Raw genomic sequence first — 20,391 nt, 5'->3', positions numbered from 1 at the left:
CCAATGTTTAAACTTATGGCGTCAGAAGAAGTTACTTTTTGCCTCTTCATTCAGGGGAGGGGACTGCGTTTACTCGTCCTATCAAATATCGTCGCAGCGGACATCTCCTTGGCAAGAACATCCGGTGTTTTAAAAACCAAGTGATTTTCTTGATTCATCTAATGAAAAGAATGTGAAAACTATTTGCTAACCTGGTCGTAATCAAGTAATATAGGGAAAGCAGAAAAAATGAAATGAGGGTATTTTTGATGAGTCATTCATCTATTTACGGATTAACATATGAACAATTGCAGTCGTGGTTAATGGAACATGGTGAAAAACGTTTTCGTGCTGAGCAAGTGTGGAACTGGTTATATAAAAAACGGATTGACCGCTTTGAAGATATGAATAATGTCAATCAGTCAACGATAGATCTTTTAAAGGAAAATTTTGTCCTGCATACAATGGCTGAAGAAATTCGCCAGGAGTCAAAGGATGGAACGATTAAATTTTTATTCAAGCTGGCAGATGGCAATGTGATTGAGACGGTCCTGATGCGTTTTAATTATGGATTATCTGTCTGTGTGACAACACAGGTAGGATGTAATATTGGCTGCTCTTTCTGTGCAAGCGGGCTGCTGCGTAAGAGCCGTGATTTAAACAGTGGGGAAATCGTCGAGCAGATTATGAATGTACAAAAGCATATGGATGAGCGCGGGGAAGAAGAGCGTGTCAGCCATATTGTAGTGATGGGAATTGGCGAGCCGCTGGATAACTATAAGAATTTAATGGATTTCCTATACATTGTGAATGATGATGGCGGATTAAATATCGGTGCACGTCATATTACGGTTTCGACAAGTGGACTGGCACATAAAATGTATGAATTTGCAGATGATCCGATACAAGTCAATTTGGCTATTTCTTTACACGCTCCAAATAATGAATTACGTACACAAATTATGAAAATCAACCGTGCCTTCCCAATTGAAAAACTGATGAAGGCTGTGGATTACTATTTAGAGAAAAAGAATCGCCGGATTACGTATGAGTATATCATGCTTCATGATGTCAATGATCACAAGAAGGAAGCATTGGAACTGGCTAAGCTGATCAGGAACCACCGCCATTTAGCTTACGTGAATCTGATTCCATATAATACGGTCGATGAGCATATAGATTATCAGCGCAGCAGTTCAGAGAATATCCAGGCCTTTTATGAAACATTGAAGGCAGAAGGAATTCAATGCGGTGTCCGCTGGGAGAATGGTGCGGATATTGATGCAGCCTGCGGTCAATTACGCAGTAAGCAAATTAAAAAGACAAAAGCAGTTTAATATACAGTGAAAGGAGCTTGCTCTGAGACAGGGCAGCTTCTTTCTTTATAAATAGGGCAGGATAGCCGGGGGAGGAGTTATGTATTGGATAAATCAGTTCTCATCAGAGAAATCGAAGCAAAGGATGATAAAGCGATGGAAGCGATTATTAAGCGCTCCTTAGAAAAACATCATCTCGATCATGAAGGGACAGCTTATACAGACCCGCAGCTTGCTGAGCTAAGCTCTTATTATCAAGCACGGCCAAAGGATAAATATTGGGTAATGGAGCTGGATGGGGAAGTCGTTGGCGGTGTTGGTATAGGTATATATAATGAAAAGCAGTCTATTTGTGAGCTGCAGAAGCTTTATTTGGCTCCTTCAGCTCAAGGCAAGGGTTTATCCCGGAAGCTGATGAAAACGGCTCTGGACTATGCTTCTGTGCATTTTAAACAATGCTATTTAGAAACAAGACATGAATTGGAGGCGGCGAGCAGTTTATATGAAAAATATGGCTTTCAATCCTTGGAGAAACCTTTGGAAGGAAGCGAACACTCGGCTATGGACCGGTGGTATATCAAGGTATTATAGAGAAAGGGCAGCTTCGTTCAATTTTAACGAAGCTGCCCTTTCTTATGCGGTTCTATGTCAAATGTGGTGGTGGAAAAACATTCCTCCACCTCTTTATTTATAAGCTTGCTTCAGCACAAGCTTGACCTCTTGTTGCCATAGAATTTTCTTTCTCATTCGTTCAAAATTTTTAATTCCATAAGATAATCGTTTCAATACTTTAATCGTATTATTGACTCCTTCTATGTAGCCATTATTATAAGGATACATAAAAGAATGCAGAATTTCCTGGTGCCATCTTTTAAATGTACGTGCGACACGATGAAATCCTTCTAATGTGGATGCCTCTAACTTTTCCAGACATACTTCTAAACCGGAAGTTACATTGTATGCATCACTTTCTTTAAACCACGTATCTAACGCTTGTTTTAAATCATAGGCTTCTTTTAAACGGGCATCTATTTCTACTAATTGCTGTACTTTTTTCTTCTGATCATCCGAACAGGCTGCCCATGATTTCCAAAGAAGTTTCTTGGAGCGTTTCATTCGAAGCCGATCTTTTTTAGGAAGCTCCTTTTGAACTTCACGGCGCACCTCATCCAAAGCCCAATAGACCTGACGCATGAAGTGGAAACGGTCAGCGATAATCAGGGGATTGCCCAATGCTTTTCGAATGGCTTGTTTAAACGCTTGAGATAAATCCATCACAACCATTTCTACTTTACCTGTATCACATGACTTTAGATACTTCTCAATCGTTTCTACTTTTCGATCAGGTAAGATATCGATGATTCTTCTATTCTCCACATCGACCACATTCAATTGAAACCTCTCTCCATCCGCATCGCCTTTAAATTCATCAATCGCAATGACTCGAGGTAACACTTTACTGGAGGTTAGCTCCTTCCGATCAAACCACCGTAAAACACGATTCACTGTTACACCAGTTACCAGTGCTGCCGTACGAAAGGAACTCACCGCTGCATGCTTCATCGCTGTGGTCTGAACACTTGCTATACACCGTTGATAACGGTGTATCATCTGAAGCCGTTCATAAAAGGTGCGATGACAGGACACACAAATGTAACGCCTTTTCCGTAATGAAATATGAACTTCTTTTGTCGTAAAAGCAGGCCCTTGAATGCTTTGCCAACGGTAACCATGAATCCGTTTGGTTCTTTCTCCACAAAACGGACATTTCTGCATGCGCGGTTTCGTGAATAACTCCGCAACGAAATGACTTTCTTCTTCTCTGAGATCCCAGACATTTACATGAGAATCTTTTATTCCTAATAACTCTGTGATAAAATGATGATGCACTCTTTTCCTCTCCCATTCCTTTTGTCTCGACAACTCAAGGTTATCAGAGAGAGGAAAAGGAGTGTATTTTTTTGCCTCCGTTCCATCTGGCGATGGAACGGAGGACACCACCACATTCAGTATAGAGCCTCTTATGCTTGGTGCACAAAGTAATACGTTATTTCTTGTTATTTAACCTGCCATCCATAGAAATAATCCGATTTTTCCCGCTGTTTTTTGCCTTTAACAGCAATTCATCAGCTTGTAAATAAGCATTCTTAAGCTCCGTCAGACGATCATTATGGATATAATACATTCCAAATGAGGCGGTATAAGGGATGCTGACAGCTTCAGACCGGAATTCTGTCTGGGCAGGGGCAGCCAAAATAGTATCCCTAAGTTCATTTAGAAAAGACTGGCAATCTTCATAGTTTTTATTCCGTAGAATGATGGTAAATTCCTCTCCGCCCGTGCGAAATACATAATCACAGGAATCTATGCTATTCTGCAGTATTTGGGCGAAGTGTCGGATGACATTGTCGCCGACAACATGATTAAACGTATCATTGATAGATTTAAAAGCATCGATATCACCAATAATCAGGGCGATGTCTTCTTCCTTCTCGTCTAACTCCTGCATTACTTTATTCAGATAGGTCCGATTATAAATATTCGTCAGAAAATCGGTATAGGCCATTTTTTTAAATCGTTCGCTTTCCTGTTTTTGGAGTAAAAGCTTGGTATGAAATATCCCTGCGCGTCCTACGATATAACTCAATAGGAAAATAGCAATCACTGCTTCCCATTGCCCTTCGGATATAAATGTGAAAAGCAGCCCGTTTGTCAAAGCTGTTTTAAGCAAATCAATCATGCTTCGCCCGGTAATAAATTCAAATGCTTCCTGTTTCGAATGTATATTTTTAGTAACAAGCATGATTAATATTAAAAAACAGGAAGAAATAACGTCCATTAAAATAATTAACAAGAATACAACCAGCCAGAACGAGAAGGGGAGGCCCTGTACAGCAGGGTATATAGTGTGAAAACCATAGAATCCAATCGTACAGAATAATGTCGGCGCACCAATATTATAAAAGGTATGCAGCAGTTCGTCCTCATCTGCTGTACCGGTGATTTTCCGATGAAAATACACATAAAATCGATTTGCAATTTCAAATAGAAATAAGCCTAATGGACCTGCTAATAAAACGAAGGAAAAGCTATAGGAAATACTATAATCAATATTCATTTTTCCGGCCTTAACAAGTGTCCTTAAATGGACAAAAAGGATAGAAAAGAAAAGGTAGATAGAATAAATCAAAATATAAGAGTTTACATCCAGAAGCAAGGTACCATAGCTGACTGAAAGCAAAGCAGCTATGGTAAAAACCGATAGGATCACTATACGCAGGTATAATCGGACCATTATAAGAACCTCTCCATTTCAAAGAATAGTAATTGGATTTTCCACCGGCCTGATACTCCAAGTAAAAAAGAAGCGGTGAATTAGACCTAATTATATGGCAAGTAAAATCATAGCTGCGTAAGTTTAAATAAATATAAGTAAATAAACGATGTTTTTACTTTCCCCACCGATTATAAAATACAAATATTTACTTATTCTAAGTCAGTAATATTCATATGTATGCAGTTATATTTTATAGAAAATTGTAATATTTAACAAGTATTAATTTTGATTTTGTAAAAACAGGGGAGAGCCACGGGTAGAAAACATCAGTAAACAATTATGTACACAAAAAAACAATATTGTTTACAATGAGTACAAAAATGTTTACTTGTAAACATTTTTGTGTATAAATTGATTTGACAGGTTTTATTGAAGTGTACAAGAAAACAAACATGTAAACATTTCGCTAAAACACTTGAAGAATGGAGAGGATGTGTTTATGCTAGAGTTATAGTTTATCGAAGAAGATAACTATTAGATAGAATGGAAGTCTAGATAGATTGCTCATTCGTTTTATGTTGTATTATATAGAAGAAACGTAATTTTGAAAGGAGAATGAAAATGACAAAGTCAAGAATTGCAGCAATTGATGTTGGAAATGATGCCTTAAAGGGGAATTTTGGTAAATTAGAAAATGAATACTACATACCCAATGTGGTAGCTCCTGATCTAGAAGACAGACCCGTTATTGGAATTGAAGAATTAGATACGAAGGAAGTACTGGATAATATTCATATCCGTATCCATTCCCCTGCCTTATCCGAAAATAACCTTGTTTACAGAGTAGGTAATCTGGCTACAAAAACAACCAACTCTCAGGAACTTGATCCAGGAAGCAGTAAATCAGAAGAGGATCAGACATTAGTTATGTTACTGGCTTCATTAGCATTAGATGCTGTATCAAGTGAAGTATTTAAAGAGAAAAACGGTGTTTATGATGCGCTTTATACATTAGGTACAGGATTACCGCTTAGAGAAGTAAAAGAAGGAAAAGACGTGGGTTATCGTTCCCGTCTATTAGGCTCTGTGCATCAGATAGAATTTTTAGTTACTCCAAAGCATCAGGGGAAAAAAGTAAATATTAAATTTGATGAAGTAAAAGTATATCCGGAAGGTTTTGCTGCATACGTCAATTTAATTATGGATAATGACTTAAAAGTTATCAACAAGGAATTAATTGACAAACAAATTTTAATTCAAGATATTGGCGGTTTATCCACAGATATTGCTGTTATTCGCAATAGAAATGTGGATGACGATAAAGCACAAGGTTTTAATATCGGTGTTTCCGAATCATTAGAACAAATTCGTGAAGAAATCAGATCAAAACACGGTGTAGAACTGGACAGCAGAAGAGATGTCGTGGATATTATCACCAGAAAAAATAATCGTAATCATATTATGGTCAAAGGAAGCCGCACGAATGTCCATGATATAACAGATCATATTCTGTTGGAGCTTGCTAAGAAAGAATATCGTTATTTGCGGAACGTATGGAGCAGGAATTCCCAGACAGAAATTTGCTATTTTGTCGGCGGCGGCTCTGCGGTGCTGAAAGATTACATCAAAGCGATCAATAATAAGCTGGAAGGCTACAATATTGAATTCTTTGAAGATGAGAATGAAAGCATCTGGATGATGGCTAATGCGTATTATAAATTAATTACCGATTTTGTGCAGAAGAACGAAAAGGTTGAGAAGGAAGAGAAGACTACGAAAACGAAGTAAGGTGATTATTCTATGGGAAAGAATATCGAAAGAGGACAAACAATCACATTTCGAATTCCTTCAGATACTCCTGACTACTTACTAAGACAACTGCAGCAATTGAAGGAAACCGAACGGAGAAACTTCTCCAGTAAAATTGCGAGCTTCGTTCTAAAGGGTGTCAATGAAATGACAGTAAGGGAAAAGGAGACGGTTACGATTCCGCTCCCCCGACAGCTGACAAAGGAACAAAAAAGCTGGTTAAAGCATGAGCACTCAGAAGCTCTGATCGGGACGATTCTATATCAATTATTATCCGATCCTATGCGGGCAACGGCACTATTAACTTCTATGAACAGCGGAGTGGAAACTCTATTTAAAGAGATAGAAGAACCAAGCAGCACTGTACCGGAAATAGAGGAAGAAAGCCTTCAGGAAGATTGGAGTATGGACGATTTAAGTGCAGGTGATTTAATGATTCATCCTGCTGAAGAAGAGGAGAAAGAGGAAGAAGAACCCGACCCATTAGGTGACTTCTTTTCAAGTATGAATAAATAAAAAAGGAACAGCTGCCATGAAATATGGAGCTGTTCTTTTTTTATAAGAGTAAGAAAGTATATAAAAAATGCTGAATATTGCCACTCCAACAGGTTTCATAGGGAGAGTAATCTTAGACCCCGGAAATACACTGCGCTTTTCATAGGCCTCGAACTCATCTACTTTAAAGAAGATTATTTGCTGATTGGCAAGCCGACAGGCGCAGACAGAAGCATAGTCGCACTTATATTTCTTCTTAGGTGGGAGCGGACGCCTGCTCGGCTAAAATACCGATATTTTAAAGACCAGGTAGTATTCTTGATTTTTTTGCTCTCATAAAACCCGCTTTTGTTTATGCATATCTGGGGATAATCCTGTGGAAATCTAAAGGATAACTTTTTGGTTATCTACACATTATCCACAGGGGTGAATGTGGATAAAAAATTGCCAATAAAAATCGTTTCTAAATACTTTTATTTCTATTAAATTAAGCTATAATGAGAACTTGAGTTTAATAAAAAATAGCGGATTTTATTTTTGATTGAAATTGTATATCTGTCCATTTAAGTTTAATTATTTAAACTATCTTTTGCATCTGACAAAATAAATTTTTTCTATAAAGAGGCACTCTAACTGGCGTAGCGTATTTCCAGAGTGCAATATAGAAGCTAAAATCTTTATTTCAACTAAATATATCATGTTATATTCAATTAAAAAAACTTATTCGCATCATGATAAATGAATCGAAAGTATGAACAGTTCAAAAAATAACGTTAACCATACGTTGTTTTCCCTTTGTTATTTTAAGCAGATAGTGCAGAAATCAGCTGTTTTTTTGGACAAAAACAGATTTTAGTTATAACATCCTATCTCGAATTAAAATCTTGCGTAGTTGAATAATCTATGATAGTGTTTAATACAAGATATAGGCGAAACGAAAAACGTTTAGCACTACATATTGTGTCTTGTCAAGGTAATGTCTGAATTGCTGAAATGGTGAAGCCTGCTGTAACCTTGGTTTCCTCCATCAACTGATTGTATTTAAAATGGAGTAATCTACTATATATAGTACGGATAACAGATTACTTTTCATCATTTCATTCATCAGCAGATTTACCTCACAAGACGCTTATTATTTTGGAGAAATAAGCAGTAAAGCCGTTGGAAGAGTATAAGTTTATTTTTATTATGATAAATAAATTGATTTTAAATAGATACATATGATTATAGGAGGCATAAAAATGACCATTATTATTAATCCGACATCGATTCAAGAAAAAATCAATCGTGCATCAGAAGGTTTGAAAGTAGATGCTGATGCTTGGTTTCAAAAAGCAGAAAAGCAGACACAGGGGGTTACTTCCAGTACGAAAGTGAATGATACCATTATTCAGACAGCCCTTGAAAATATAGATGAAGCAAATCCGGATTGGACGTATGCAGCTGCACGAATTTACGTGGAGAATTTATATAAAGAAGCTGCTGCCAACCGCGGCTATGACGAAAGAGAAAAATATGGTTCCTTTTATCATTTAATTAACATGTTAACCGATGAAGGCATTTATACACCTTCATTTCTGGAAAAATACTCAAAAGAAGAAATTGATCAAATTGGAAGCCTGATTGTACCGGAAAGAGATAGATTATTTAATTATTTAGGGATTTATACCATTGCTACACGGTATTTAGCAACGGATCATCAGAAGCGTGTATTTGAGCTTCCTCAGGAGCGCTGGCTGATTATTGCGATGCACCTAATGCAGGATGAACCGCAAAATAAACGGGTGGAATATATTCAGGAAGCTTACTGGGCGTTGAGTAATTTATATATGACTGTAGCAACACCAACCTTAACCAATGCCGGAAAAACACATGGCCAGCTTTCCAGCTGCTTTATTGATACTGTAGATGACAGCCTGCAGGCGATTTATGACAGTAATACCGATATTGCCAAGCTTTCTAAAAACGGCGGCGGAATCGGTGTTTACATGGGTAAAATTCGTGCACGGGGCAGCTCAATCAAAGGATTTAAAGGAATGTCCAGCGGTGTTGTGCCATGGATCAAACAGTTAAACAATACAGCAGTCAGCGTGGATCAGCTTGGAACCCGTAAAGGTGCGATTGCGATTTATTTAGATGTATGGCATCGTGATATCGAATCATTCCTTGATTTGAAGCTTAACAATGGGGATGATCGCATGCGTGCGCATGATATCTTCACTGGCGTATGCTTGCCGGACTACTTTATGGAACAGGTTGAAAACCGCGGCGATTGGTATTTATTTGATCCGCATGAAGTACGTCAGGTAATGGGCTATTCTCTAGAGGACTTTTATGATGAAGAAAAAGGAAATGGTTCATGGCGTCAAAAATACGAAGAATGTGTCGCAAATGAAGATTTATCAAAAGAAAAAGTACCGGCGATTGAAATTATGAAGCGTTTGATGCGTTCTCAGTTAGAATCTGGCACGCCTTTCATGTTCTACCGTGATGAAGTAAACCGTCAAAATGCAAATTCACATGAAGGTTTGATTTATTGCTCGAACCTGTGTACAGAAATTACACAAAATCAGTCACCCACTGAATTTGTTGAAGAGTTTTTAGAAAGTGAAAATACCATTGTAAGAAAATATCAGGCTGGAGACTATGTGGTTTGTAATTTGAGCTCGGTGAACCTTGGAAGAGCTGTTTCCAATGATGTATTAGAGCGTCTGATACCGATTCAGGTAAGAATGCTGGATAATGTGATCGATATTAATACACTGCCGATCATGCAGGCAACCATTACAAACCAAAAATACCGCGCTATTGGTCTAGGAACGTTTGGGTGGCATCATCTTCTTGCGCTAAAAGGAATCGGCTGGGAAACAGAAGAAGCTGTTCAATATGCGGATGAGCTTTACGAAAATATCGCTTATTTAACGATTAAAAGCAGTATGGAGCTAAGTAAAGAAAAAGGTGCGTATTCTGTTTACGAAGGAAGTAAATGGAGCACAGGTGCTTATTTTGACCAAAAAGGCTATACTGACTCTAAATGGACTGCATTAAAAGAAGAAGTCAAAGAGAATGGTATCCGTAATGGTTATTTAATGGCTGTTGCACCGAATTCTACAACGGCGATGATTGCTGGTTCGACAGCAAGTATCGATCCGATTTTCCAAGTGTTCTATCATGAAGAAAAGAAGGATTTTAAAATACCTGTTACAGCACCGGCTTTAGACCATAACACGTATAATATTTATCGCCGTTCTGCGTATATTGTAGACCAGCGTTATTCTGTGAGCCAGAATGCAAAACGCCAGCGTCATATTGATCAAAGTTTATCATTTAATATTTATGTACCGAATACAATTCGCGCATCTGTATTACTCGACTTACACTTACAGGCATGGAATGAAGGATTAAAAACGACGTATTATGTCCGTTCCACATCCAACGATGTCGAAGAGTGTGAGTGGTGTCAAAGTTGAGGATTCTCATTGCGTATTTAAGCTACAGTGGTAATACAGAAGAGGTTGCTGCGTATATTGGGGATTATTTAAATAAAGAAGGGATAACAGTTGAGTGGCATCGAATCGGCATCGATGCACTCAGCGATCCTGCTGATTACGACCTTGTATTTTTGGGTACCTTCACTTGGGAAAGAGGAGCTACACCAGATGAGGTAAAGGATTTTGTTTTGGAAGTAGGATATAAACCTGAAAATATGGTTATTTTCGGAACTGGAGATACACAATTTGGCGGGGATGATTTGTTTTGCAAAGCAGCAGATAAATTAGCCCATTTTTATGGAAGCAGTTATCCGGCTCTTAAAATCGAACAATCGCCGCGTGGATCACAGGAGAATAAGATTGAACAGTGGTTAGAAGGAGTGCTGAATCATGCAAAAAGTTACGCTTGAGCGTGCTAAAACGTTAGAACCGCGTTTTCCAAATAAGTCAACCGGCGTATTTGGAGGCCAATCAAGTGGCATTCTAAATTGGAATGATATTGCTTATCCACATTGGTATAAAATATATAAACGACTTGTCGGAAACTATTGGCAGGCCGATGAAATAAATATGTCTAGTGACGTAAAACAGTTTCCTACCCTGTCTGAAGAAGAGCAGGATGCGTATTTGAAAATAATTGGGCTGTTATCCACATTAGACGCACCGCAAACAAGAACAGCATTGTTGATTTCACTCTATGCAACAGATGCTTCTGTCCAATCAATTATGGCGGTTATCGCGCAACAGGAAGCAGTGCATAATGAAAGTTATTCTTATGTTCTATCCTCTGTCGTTTCCTGGAATGAACAGAATGAATCATTCCAATTAGGAAGAACAGATGAATTATTGATGAAACGGAACGAACTGTTAACAGAGCAATATAATACGTTTGTGGAAAATCCGACAATAGAAAATATCCTTAAAACATTAGTATATACTTCACTGTTAGAAGGAATGTTTTTCTATTCTGGATTTGCTTTCTTCTATAATTTGGCGAGACAGAATAAAATGGTAGGGACCTCCACGATGATCAGCTATATCAACCGTGATGAATTGGAGCATGGCCGCTTTATTACAGAATTGTTCCGTGCCACCTTAGCTGAGAACCCGGAACATAATAATAAAGAATTCATTCAATGGGTTTATGACCATTTCCATCAATCTGTTGAATTAGAATTAGAATGGTCACATTACGCGCTTGCGGGTGTGGAAGGAATTGATATGGATGAGCTGGATGGCTATGTCAAATACCGTGCTAATAAAATGCTGCGTATGATGGGATTAGAAGAACTTTATCCAGAACATGTGGATAATCCTATGAAATGGATTCGTGCATATGTGGATAACGTCGATGGAACAAAAACGGATTTCTTTGAACAGAAATCACGTCAATATACGAAAACTAGTGATTTAAATGGTTTTGATGACTTATAAGAAAAGAAGCTTTTACGTTATATAGCGTAAAAGCTTCTTTCGTATTTCAGAAAGATAACCTGTGGATAAAGTTATAACTTATTCACAACATTACTCATCTATCGTGGATAGTTCTCCTGTAACGGCATCGATAGCATAGGAACCGCTTGTTACCTTTCCGCATAATTGATACATTTTCGTTTGATTATCATAAACATATACAGGTTCTACTTCGATATGCTCGCATAAATGTCCGGCAGCTGCTTCGACATCCACTTTTACGGCCTCCGCATCTGCAAGGAAATCAAAAGCATCCAATAGCGCCTCTGTATCCACGTAATTATCAACTTGTAATGTTTCTGGATGAATTAACAGCTTCAAGGATGGATAAAGAACCCTTGGTGTAGGTGTTGCAGGATCCAACCTTGCTAATAAATAGCCTCGTTCCCGTTTTACAGAAGTTAAGCGCCAACGACCGCTGTCATTTGGAAACTCCTTCTGCAGCATATTCGTGATTTCAATCACCATTTTCTCTGCGGTATCATCTGGAATAGGCAGGTTATTATCGGTGACTTTTTCCTTTTGAAAAGCTTCTTCTTCGGTAAATACATGTTTTAAATCGATTTCCTTTTTCTCGAATTTCTCTGTAGAAGGCTCCTCCCAAGTTAAAATTGTATCAAGAGGGGTATAAGAAAGATTATTCTCTACTTGATCGAAATAGATAATAGTATCCGGATTTTGATTGGAAACAAGGAAACTGGATATAACATAGTATGGCTTCCAAGCAGCAGTCGATTCGTCTGGGACTTCAATAAGCTTACAATGCTGCATTGCCAAAGGGTAGATAACCTCATCTACTAAATTAAAGGGCTCCCATTGAATTTGTGATTCATCTGCAAACATTCCATGTACGTAAAAGCTTGATAACATTCCTTCTTCATTAAAAGAAATCGTGACTGTTCCTCCAGGAAAAAGTCTGATATTATCCACAGCAGCGTGGAAAACGATTTTTTCTTTTGTTTCATTTACAAGCTTAAACTGTCTGCCATATTCTAATTGAGTCTGCTCTTCTATCCATTCAATCATTGATTCCATGTTATCCACTTGTGGAAATAATTCAGCAGACAACCGGTTTTCTTTCCCTACAAAAATAATTTCGGTCAGTTTTTTAGATTTGATATCCACAGCTATTACGACAGTTCCATTTGGGTTTAAATCATCGGTTATTGCTAAGCCGTTTGGAATCCAGGTCATACTTAAATGAATCTGATTCGCTTCATGTGGAAGGAAATCATAGCTTTCTAAATAAAAATCAGTCAGTTGAAATTGTTCACGTGTTGTTTCAATTATTTGTTTTGCAGCAGGATGCATAGGTATACCTCGCTTTTTGACTTATAGATTGATTAAAGTATAACATGCTATCTTCTCATTCTAAAGAAATGCATCAGCATGAAAAAACGGCTTCGAAGTATTTTCGAAGCCGTTTCATCCTAATTAATTTAAATGATTAATAAGTCCATTGGTAATTGCGCGGGCTACGCTAGATTGATAGTCACCCGTCTGCACAACGGTCAGGTCATGCGGATTGGTAATATAGCCAAGTTCAATCAGCACAGATGGCGCATTTGTGTTTTCGAGCACTTTATATCCCGCCTGTTGTGTGCCTCTGGATGGCAGAGAAACAGTAGAAGACAGAGTGCTGTTAAGTGAGCTGGCTAAAGCAGTGTCAGAATCAGAATTGTAATAAGTTGTTACTCCGCTCACTGGCACAGCAGAGAAACTATCATAATGTAAACTGATAAAAGCATCGGTATTATAGCTGTTACTGATTCGTGCTCTTTCATCTAATGAAACAAAATAATCACCATTTCGGGTCACGATTACATTTGCTCCGGCTTCTTCCAGCTGCTGCACAACATAATCTGCTGTAGAGGTGACAACATCTTTTTCATAGATATTATTTAATCCGATGGCTCCCGGATCTTTCCCGCCATGACCAGGGTCAATGACAATGGTGTGTCCGGATAGAGAACCAGAGCTGCTGGACTGTGTCTGAGCTGCTTCGACAGTTGGAGCAGTATTTTCTGTTGCTTCTTCATTGCTGCTTCCGTCCGTTGTCAGCCAGGAAGCAATCCATCCTGTTTCGCCGTTGCCTAAGGAAATCTCAATCCAATCTCCTGAAGCAGCGTTGACATCAAAGGAATCTCCCTGATAAGCATAGGAAATAATGGTATCTGATGTGCTCGGGCCGGACCGGACATAAATGCTGTCAGCAGAAACAGTCACTGACCCGGAAGAATTTACAGCGGGCTCTGCAGCCGGTTCCTCATTTACTGTTTCTTCTGCAGCTGGAGCTGCTTCCTGACTCGAGTCGCCAGTTGAAATCAGATGGTGTTTGGCGACCCATACAGGTTCACCGCCATAATAAGTTTGAACCCAACCATGCTGTTCGTCAAACGCATTCACCTTATCTCCCTTTGTAAACTGACCAACCAGAGACGCATCGTTAGACGGCTCGCTTCGGATGTTTAACACAGCAGAACTTACTTCATAACTGTCGCCATTTGCCAAGCTTGCATTCGGCAAGAAAAAACTAAGTATAAATAATATTGCAGCCAATAGATAAATCTTCTTTGTTTTCTTTTCCATTGAATCCTCCTCTAGATGACTAAAATGAATTACATGATTGGATACTAATAGAATAGCCTAAACATAGAAGAGTTTAAACCTGGAAAGGAAAAAATAATTAAATAAGACTAGCATTTTTAGATTCATTTAGGATTAAGTAGTTATTTTGGGAAAATAATAATAATTCTCTCATTAAGGGAATTATTTATATATGATTGATAAATATCCGTTGCAGACATCAATCGGTAAGGATTGTAAACTTAGTCATCCGTAAAAGAAAGCAGGGTGGAAGCAGCTTTAAAAGCTTTTTTATCATATAATATGTCACCGGGTTTACTGGCTTTTCCAATTACATATCCTGCAAAGTGCATTTTATAAAAGTCACATATATATTGAAATTGCTGAATAAGCGGCAGTCCTTTAATAAATGGGTTGTCACCGCCAACAATAATTAGATATACCTTCTTTTGAGACAGTTTTTCTCTGAAATCAGGATAATCGGAATCTCTTAAGATTTGTGACCATCGATCAATAAACAGCTTCATAAGGGCAGACATACTATACCAATAAATAGGGGTGGCAAAAACAAGTGTATCATGTTCTAAAAGCATATCAATAAGCTTTGTATGATCATCATTTACTGGTGTGAATCCATTTCTGTCATGTCTTTGGTCAATGATGGGATGAATAATATAATCACGTAAATAAACGTGCGTGCCCTGATTTTTAGGGACAGCTTCATAGGTTAATATTTCTGTATTACTGTTTTTACGGGTGGATCCATGGAACACAATCGTACTCATAAACATCCTCCTTCTATAATAAAACGAAACTTCATGCAGCAGGAGTTGTTGCTCCTCTCCAGCTGAATTAGCCTGAGTGATTCAGGGAGTCCATATCTGTTCTCTCCCGCTTGAATAAATTTAAATTCACTCTTTATGGTGAGGCGGGGGTTACGGGCAGTTCTCCATGATAAATGAAGAAGCGGGGGAGAGGAATTAAAGATAGCAGCTTGCAATGAATGGAAGTGATTCTATCATTTATTTAGTATGAAGATTTTTAGATTTTCACTTAAAAAAGCAATATGATAAAGAATATGTATGACCTTGTCAGTGTATGCATGAACGAAAAAAACAGAGGCAGGAGAGCAGGATGAACTGCTTCTGTCTCTGTTTTATCATCGCGTGATATTTCTTTCTTAATTAGAATCGGCTGCATTCCGTTCTAGCGTTGAAAAAGGGTGCTGCCATGGTGGTGAACTCGAAATTAGCTTCTACATACGAATCCATTTCCAGATCTCTTTTGGTGTGGCGTTCTTTCCATATAAAAGAATTCCGACTTTGAAAATTTTTCCGGCAATCTTCATAAAAAGAAGGATACTTAAAATAATCACAGCAAAGGCAATCATAATTTCTATCCAAGGCCAATCATCCAGCATGGTCAACCGCATGAGCAATACAGAAGGTGCTGTGAATGGAATGTAGGTGCTCACGGTAGCAAGGATACCATCCGGATTACTGATTACCGGTCCAATAATGATAAATGGCAAAAATGGAAGCATCATTACAAACCCTTGCAGATTACCAGCACTGGACACATCCGACATGGTTGCGCCGACACCGACGAAAATGGCTGCAAACATCAGATAACTCAAAAGAGCGATAAATACAAATAGAAGCGTTCTTGGAACAAGCAGGTATTCTAAAATCGGGATATCTGTCTGCCAGATAATAAATGGCAGCAGGACCGCAATATAGACTGTAACTTGAATAAGACCTAAGATAAAATAACCGATAATTTTCCCCTGCATCAGCTCGGATGGTGTTAGAGAGGATAAAATAATTTCTGCAATCTTATCTTTTTTCTCTTGGGAAGCACTTTGAAAAATAGCCATCCCTGTAAAAGTGATGGAAAGCATAATTACCCCGGCAAAAACACCTGGCAGGATACTTTCCCAAGGATCCTCCAGGGAAGCAATCGCACTGCCTTCGCTTGTCGCTGCTTCATCCTGATGGGTGCCCTCTGCAAAGGACACAGGCTCAAGCAGCTGGTTTATTTCCCGTTCACTGAGACCAGAGTCTTTCGCTTTCATTACCTGGACTGGTCCGCTTAACGCCTGTAATTGCCCAGGAAATAATGGATCAGCTTCCTCGCTTGTATAAGTGGCAATTCGGTTCTCCTCCAAGGACTGCTCATTAATAAACAGATACGCTGTATAAGGCTCATTCACTTCTGTTACTTCGGATTTTAATGTATCAGTAGGGTGAAGCTCCCAGCCAAAATCACGTTCTTCATTAATCGCCTCGATGTCTTCATATATTCCTATGTCATCATTTACATAGACTGTCATATTTTCAGCTTCATCTGAATCTGAAGAAAATAAAGAGGCGAGGAAGAAGAATAAAATAAATAAAGCCGGTGTAATAAATAATCCAATGACAAATGTTTTATTTTTTAAATTTCGTTTTATTTCCCATTTTGCTACTTTCAGCGAGTTCTGCATTTCAGGCACCTCCTTCCTGAGAGATAAGATGCTTATCTGTAGCAATATCAATAAAAATTTCGTGCAGAGAAATACGGTTAATATGTAGCTCTTGTACATCTAATTCTGCAGGTAATTGCTTTAGCCAATAATGAGGGATGACCCCTTTTTGCAGATGGAGAATCGAACGGCTGCCGTTGTATTCGATCCGATCGACTTCAGGAATTTTTTCCAGCAGAGCGGGCGAATTCTCCCCATGCAAAATGCACTTGAAATTGGCATATTGTTTTTTCACATCATCCAATGTGCCGTAAATTACTTTCTGACCATGCTGTATCATAAAAAGCCGGTCACACATCTGCTCCACAAGATTCATTTGGTGTGAAGAAAGCAGAATGGCCGTTCCATTCGCGGCTAAAGAAGCGATTTCATCTTTGAAAATCTCTTGGCTGACTGGATCGAGACCAGAAAAAGGTTCATCCAGAATGAGCAGCTCTGGTTCATGGAGGATAGAACCGATAAATTGTACTTTTTGGCTCATTCCTTTAGAGAGCTCTTCTACAGATGTATTTTCCTTGCCTTCTAAATCAAATTTCTTTAAATAGGTTAAGATGCGTTCTTTTGCTTTATCTAAAGGATAGTTCTTTAAATCAGCAAGATATAAGAGAATATCCATCACCTTGACATCTTTATAGAGGCCTCTTTCTTCAGGGAGATAACCAATTTTAGATTTTGGGATGGCTTCTCCCGACTGCTGATGGAAGTGAACTTCCCCGCTGTCCGGATACATGATACCCATAATATTACGAATTGTGGTAGATTTACCTGCCCCGTTTGGCCCCAATATAGCCATGATTTCACCGCGGTATACTTCAAAGGAAATTCCCTTTAGAGCTTCTTTATCCTTAAAAGATTTCTTAAGGTTCTGAACGGTTAATAAGGTTTTCATATAAAACAACTCCTCGTTCATCCCATTATAAAAACGGAAAATTCTTCTTATTTTATTGTACGGAAACACTGTTTGAATGGTTTCAAAAAATTAATTATTACTGGTAATTTATTACGGAGAATTGTCCGTCATCCTCCTGCCTTTTTGGAATTGATGATTGTGCATAGCTCCTGCAACCAACCACTCCGCTTTCCGACGTACAAATCTTTTCGATGGAATGAGTAATTGCGGCAATGTTGCCAGGTTAGTGCGACCTCTGCGATTACTCATCCTGTCAAAACCGTCGCTAGCTAGTTGTTTTTATCACATTTAAGTATATTTTCCAATCATAGATTTTGGTGTTAGCCCATTAATATGCGGTATTTTTAATTTACTATGAAAGGGTGTAGGGAAATGTACATATTTAAAATTCATGAGGAGTGTGTTTCAGTTTGAAAAGTAAAAGAAAAGAGCTATAAATATCCGTGTTCACACAAATACAGATTATCCATAATTTACCTTCATCATTTATTCATATTTGGGATAAAATGTGAATAAAATCACAAATTAGTATTTACGGATGCGTATCTGCATGATATTATAAAAGTGTACTAAAGGATATCCTCTTTAAATAAATGTGAAATACTGAACAAGTTAAAAACAAATTATTTTATTAAATAAAGGGAGAGATTGACATGATGAACTTTTTAAGAACAAACAAGTACGTTGCGGGGCTTTGGGTGATTATTCGACTTTATCTTGGATTTAGATGGCTGACCTCTGGCTGGGGCAAAATTGTAGGCGGTGAATTTGATGCAGGTGGTTATTTGCAAGGTGCTATTGCACAAACAACTGGAGAAAATCCGGCTGTACAGGGCTGGTGGGCAACGTTTCTTGAAACGGTAGCAATTCCGAACGCTGGACTATTTTCTGTATTCGTTATGTGGGGAGAAGTACTGGTTGGACTTGGACTAATCTTAGGTATTTTTACAAACCTTGCTGCACTTATGGGCGTTGTAATGAACTTCTCTTTCTTGCTAAGCGGAACGTTCTCTACAAACCCGCAAATGGCTATCTTAGGAATCTTCATTGCTATCGCTGGTGCAAATGCTGGAAGATATGGTCTGGACCGCTGGGTAATGCCTTATCTTAAAGAAACCTGGAATCAACGCGTAAGAAAAGGAAAACAACCTGAAACCAATGCAGCTTAAAGCAGTGGATTAAATAAAAATATAAAAAATACAGGAGAGCGGGATAACCCCCGCTCTCCTGTATTTTTTATGAGAAGGAAGAACCTCCTCTAAATTCTTTTCATGTTATTTGCTGAGAAACTCCTGTATAATAGCTTAGGAATGACAAAATGAGAGAAGGATGTTTATGTCGTCGGTTCAAGCGCAAAACGTCCCGCAGTATGATAAGATTTTTTCGCGGGATTTTTTATATATTTGGATAGCGAACTTTTTTATTTTCTTAGGTTTTCAAATGACTATCCCTACCATACCGCTATTTGTGAAGGATCTTGGCGGAAGCGACCAAATGGTAGGTATTATTGTAGGTATTTTTACGTTTTCTGCCCTCCTGATACGTCCCTATGCCGGGCATGCGCTCGAAAATAAGGGGAGAGGGTTTGTTTACTTAATCGGATTAGGGATTTTTGTTCTCTCTGTAGGAGCATTTGCGTTTACAGCGAGCATTTTAATTTTAATTATAATACGAATTATTCAAGGTATCGGCTGGGGATTTTCAACAACAGCCGGAGGAACAATAGCAACCGATTTGATCCCGCCAAAGCGGAGAGGGGAAGGAATGGGCTATTTTGGTTTATCCGGAAATATTGCGTTGTCTTTCGGGCCAAGTTTAGGCCTGACACTGGTTGTGCTTATCTCCTATCAGCAGCTTTTTTTACTATGTGCATTTTGCGGTGTAGTGGCGTTTCTTTTTGCCATGCGCATCCGCTATAAAAAAGTTGATCCGGCTCATCAAACAAAGGTTGCGCGCTTTGACGTACTGGAAAAAAGCGCACTGCAGCCATCAATTCTGCTATTTTTTATTACCTTTGCATTTGGCGGAATAGCGACATTTCTGCCTCTGCATGCGCAGGAAAGAGGCGTAGAGGGGATTCAAATCTATTTCTTTATTTTCGCAGTATTTATTATGGTTTCGCGGCTGTTTTCGGGCAGACTATACGATAGAAAAGGTCATAAAATGATTTTTCTGCCGGCAGTTTCGCTTATATTCCTGTCTATGCTTCTCTTAGCCTGGCTGCCCAACATAACTGTTTTATTGACAGCAGCAGCTTTATTTGGGCTGGGATTTGGGGCAGTTCAGCCTGCCCTGCAGGCATGGGCGGTCAATCAGGCGCCAGCTGACCGGAAAGGAATGGCAAATGCGACCTTCTTTTCCTGTTTTGATCTCGGAGTCGGCGTCGGGGCAATTTTGTTCGGGCAGATTGCAGCAATGCTTAACTATACATCTATCTATTTAACAGCAGCAGGCTCTATCGTTATTTCCATCCTGATTTATGTATTTACTGCCCTTGGGAAATCATCTGACAACATAAAGGTGGGTTAACA

16 protein-coding genes are annotated in these 20,391 nt (G+C 38.7%); 9 read left to right on the top strand and 7 right to left on the bottom strand.

All coding sequences use genetic code 11. From position 1 onward, the window contains the following. Positions 1-248 precede the first annotated feature (248 nt). Both rlmN and MKY45_RS21215 read left to right on the top strand, forming a co-directional pair. The gene (rlmN, locus tag MKY45_RS21220) at positions 249-1,316 is read left to right on the top strand and encodes a 23S rRNA (adenine(2503)-C(2))-methyltransferase RlmN (protein ID WP_042529247.1); all 1,068 of its coding nucleotides are present in this window, start codon (positions 249-251) and stop codon (positions 1,314-1,316) included. Between the two features lie 84 nt (positions 1,317-1,400). After that, positions 1,401-1,886, top strand: a complete 486-nt coding sequence (locus MKY45_RS21215) for a GNAT family N-acetyltransferase (protein ID WP_226895110.1) — start codon at positions 1,401-1,403, stop codon at positions 1,884-1,886. 93 nt (positions 1,887-1,979) lie between these two features. Here MKY45_RS21215 and MKY45_RS21210 read toward each other — a convergent pair whose 3' ends face one another. Together MKY45_RS21210 and MKY45_RS21205 are read right to left on the bottom strand one after the other, a co-directional pair. Then, entirely contained in the window at positions 1,980-3,185 is a 1,206-nt protein-coding gene (locus MKY45_RS21210) for an ISL3 family transposase (RefSeq protein ID WP_341172375.1), read from the bottom strand. Positions 3,186-3,342: 157 nt separating this feature from the next. After that, positions 3,343-4,590 carry a GGDEF domain-containing protein gene (locus MKY45_RS21205; RefSeq protein ID WP_042529248.1) on the bottom strand — a complete coding sequence of 416 codons (1,248 nt, stop codon included), beginning with the start codon at positions 4,588-4,590 and terminating at the stop codon, positions 3,343-3,345. A gap of 603 nt (positions 4,591-5,193) precedes the next feature. Between MKY45_RS21205 and MKY45_RS21200 the strand changes: the two genes are divergently transcribed. The 5 genes from MKY45_RS21200 (at position 5,194) to MKY45_RS21180 (ending at position 11,801) form a co-directional block, all read left to right on the top strand. Further along, positions 5,194-6,360, top strand: coding sequence for a ParM/StbA family protein (locus tag MKY45_RS21200; protein WP_042529250.1), 1,167 nt, complete (start codon positions 5,194-5,196; stop codon positions 6,358-6,360). A gap of 12 nt (positions 6,361-6,372) precedes the next feature. Next, positions 6,373-6,897 carry a hypothetical protein gene (locus MKY45_RS21195; protein WP_042529252.1) on the top strand — a complete coding sequence of 175 codons (525 nt, stop codon included), beginning with the start codon at positions 6,373-6,375 and terminating at the stop codon, positions 6,895-6,897. Between the two features lie 1,220 nt (positions 6,898-8,117). After that, the gene (locus MKY45_RS21190) at positions 8,118-10,346 is read left to right on the top strand and encodes a ribonucleoside-diphosphate reductase subunit alpha (RefSeq protein WP_042529254.1); all 2,229 of its coding nucleotides are present in this window, start codon (positions 8,118-8,120) and stop codon (positions 10,344-10,346) included. Continuing rightward, complete coding sequence (locus MKY45_RS21185; RefSeq protein WP_042529256.1) at positions 10,331-10,777, top strand: flavodoxin; 447 nt, start codon at positions 10,331-10,333, stop codon at positions 10,775-10,777. The genes MKY45_RS21190 and MKY45_RS21185 overlap by 16 nt, the downstream gene beginning before the upstream one ends. Continuing rightward, positions 10,758-11,801, top strand: a complete 1,044-nt coding sequence (locus tag MKY45_RS21180) for a ribonucleotide-diphosphate reductase subunit beta (protein WP_042529258.1) — start codon at positions 10,758-10,760, stop codon at positions 11,799-11,801. Before MKY45_RS21185 ends, MKY45_RS21180 begins: the two co-directional genes overlap by 20 nt. A 90-nt stretch (positions 11,802-11,891) precedes the next feature. On the opposite strand, the gene MKY45_RS21175 is transcribed toward MKY45_RS21180, so the two are convergent. The 5 genes from MKY45_RS21175 to MKY45_RS21155 all read right to left on the bottom strand — a co-directional run bounded on the left by MKY45_RS21175 (position 11,892) and on the right by MKY45_RS21155 (position 17,839). Further along, a complete protein-coding gene (locus MKY45_RS21175; RefSeq protein WP_193064788.1) occupies positions 11,892-13,151 on the bottom strand; it encodes a hypothetical protein in 1,260 nt (419 codons plus the stop codon). A gap of 123 nt (positions 13,152-13,274) precedes the next feature. Continuing rightward, positions 13,275-14,429 carry an N-acetylmuramoyl-L-alanine amidase gene (locus MKY45_RS21170; RefSeq protein ID WP_042529262.1) on the bottom strand — a complete coding sequence of 385 codons (1,155 nt, stop codon included), beginning with the start codon at positions 14,427-14,429 and terminating at the stop codon, positions 13,275-13,277. A 239-nt stretch (positions 14,430-14,668) separates the two neighbouring features. Continuing rightward, positions 14,669-15,211 carry a flavodoxin family protein gene (locus MKY45_RS21165; protein WP_042529265.1) on the bottom strand — a complete coding sequence of 181 codons (543 nt, stop codon included), beginning with the start codon at positions 15,209-15,211 and terminating at the stop codon, positions 14,669-14,671. A gap of 470 nt (positions 15,212-15,681) precedes the next feature. Next, on the bottom strand, positions 15,682-16,911 hold the full coding sequence (locus tag MKY45_RS21160; RefSeq protein ID WP_256705253.1) for an ABC transporter permease: 1,230 nt from the start codon (positions 16,909-16,911) through the stop codon (positions 15,682-15,684). A 1-nt stretch (position 16,912) separates the two neighbouring features. Beyond that, positions 16,913-17,839: an ABC transporter ATP-binding protein gene (locus MKY45_RS21155; RefSeq protein ID WP_341173379.1), complete on the bottom strand. Its 927-nt coding sequence runs from the start codon at positions 17,837-17,839 to the stop codon at positions 16,913-16,915. A 674-nt stretch (positions 17,840-18,513) separates the two neighbouring features. On the opposite strand from MKY45_RS21155, the gene MKY45_RS21150 reads away from it, so the two are divergent. Together MKY45_RS21150 and MKY45_RS21145 are read left to right on the top strand one after the other, a co-directional pair. Beyond that, complete coding sequence (locus tag MKY45_RS21150) at positions 18,514-19,029, top strand: DoxX family protein (protein WP_042529269.1); 516 nt, start codon at positions 18,514-18,516, stop codon at positions 19,027-19,029. A gap of 166 nt (positions 19,030-19,195) precedes the next feature. Continuing rightward, positions 19,196-20,389 (top strand): MFS transporter, encoded by a 1,194-nt coding sequence (locus tag MKY45_RS21145; protein ID WP_256705251.1) that lies wholly within the window; start codon positions 19,196-19,198, stop codon positions 20,387-20,389. Positions 20,390-20,391 lie beyond the last annotated feature (2 nt).

The organism is Oceanobacillus sp. FSL K6-0251, from assembly GCF_038004725.1.
Taxonomy (GTDB): domain Bacteria; phylum Bacillota; class Bacilli; order Bacillales; family Amphibacillaceae; genus Oceanobacillus; species Oceanobacillus oncorhynchi.
This window is presented reverse-complemented; position numbering and strand designations above follow the sequence as displayed.

Excerpts from the sequence above, each read along its gene's own strand:
- MKY45_RS21160 (WP_256705253.1), bottom strand. The coding sequence starts at position 16,911 with ATGCAGAACTCGCTGAAAGTAGCAAAATGGGAAATAAAACGAAATTTA.
- MKY45_RS21190 (WP_042529254.1), top strand. The coding sequence starts at position 8,118 with ATGACCATTATTATTAATCCGACATCGATTCAAGAAAAAATCAATCGT.
- MKY45_RS21150 (WP_042529269.1), top strand. The coding sequence starts at position 18,514 with ATGATGAACTTTTTAAGAACAAACAAGTACGTTGCGGGGCTTTGGGTG.
- MKY45_RS21200 (WP_042529250.1), top strand. The coding sequence starts at position 5,194 with ATGACAAAGTCAAGAATTGCAGCAATTGATGTTGGAAATGATGCCTTA.
- MKY45_RS21205 (WP_042529248.1), bottom strand. The coding sequence starts at position 4,590 with ATGGTCCGATTATACCTGCGTATAGTGATCCTATCGGTTTTTACCATA.
- MKY45_RS21145 (WP_256705251.1), top strand. The coding sequence starts at position 19,196 with ATGTCGTCGGTTCAAGCGCAAAACGTCCCGCAGTATGATAAGATTTTT.
- MKY45_RS21195 (WP_042529252.1), top strand. The coding sequence starts at position 6,373 with ATGGGAAAGAATATCGAAAGAGGACAAACAATCACATTTCGAATTCCT.
- rlmN (WP_042529247.1), top strand. The coding sequence starts at position 249 with ATGAGTCATTCATCTATTTACGGATTAACATATGAACAATTGCAGTCG.
- MKY45_RS21155 (WP_341173379.1), bottom strand. The coding sequence starts at position 17,839 with ATGAAAACCTTATTAACCGTTCAGAACCTTAAGAAATCTTTTAAGGAT.
- MKY45_RS21170 (WP_042529262.1), bottom strand. The coding sequence starts at position 14,429 with ATGGAAAAGAAAACAAAGAAGATTTATCTATTGGCTGCAATATTATTT.
- MKY45_RS21180 (WP_042529258.1), top strand. The coding sequence starts at position 10,758 with ATGCAAAAAGTTACGCTTGAGCGTGCTAAAACGTTAGAACCGCGTTTT.
- MKY45_RS21175 (WP_193064788.1), bottom strand. The coding sequence starts at position 13,151 with ATGCATCCTGCTGCAAAACAAATAATTGAAACAACACGTGAACAATTT.
- MKY45_RS21165 (WP_042529265.1), bottom strand. The coding sequence starts at position 15,211 with ATGAGTACGATTGTGTTCCATGGATCCACCCGTAAAAACAGTAATACA.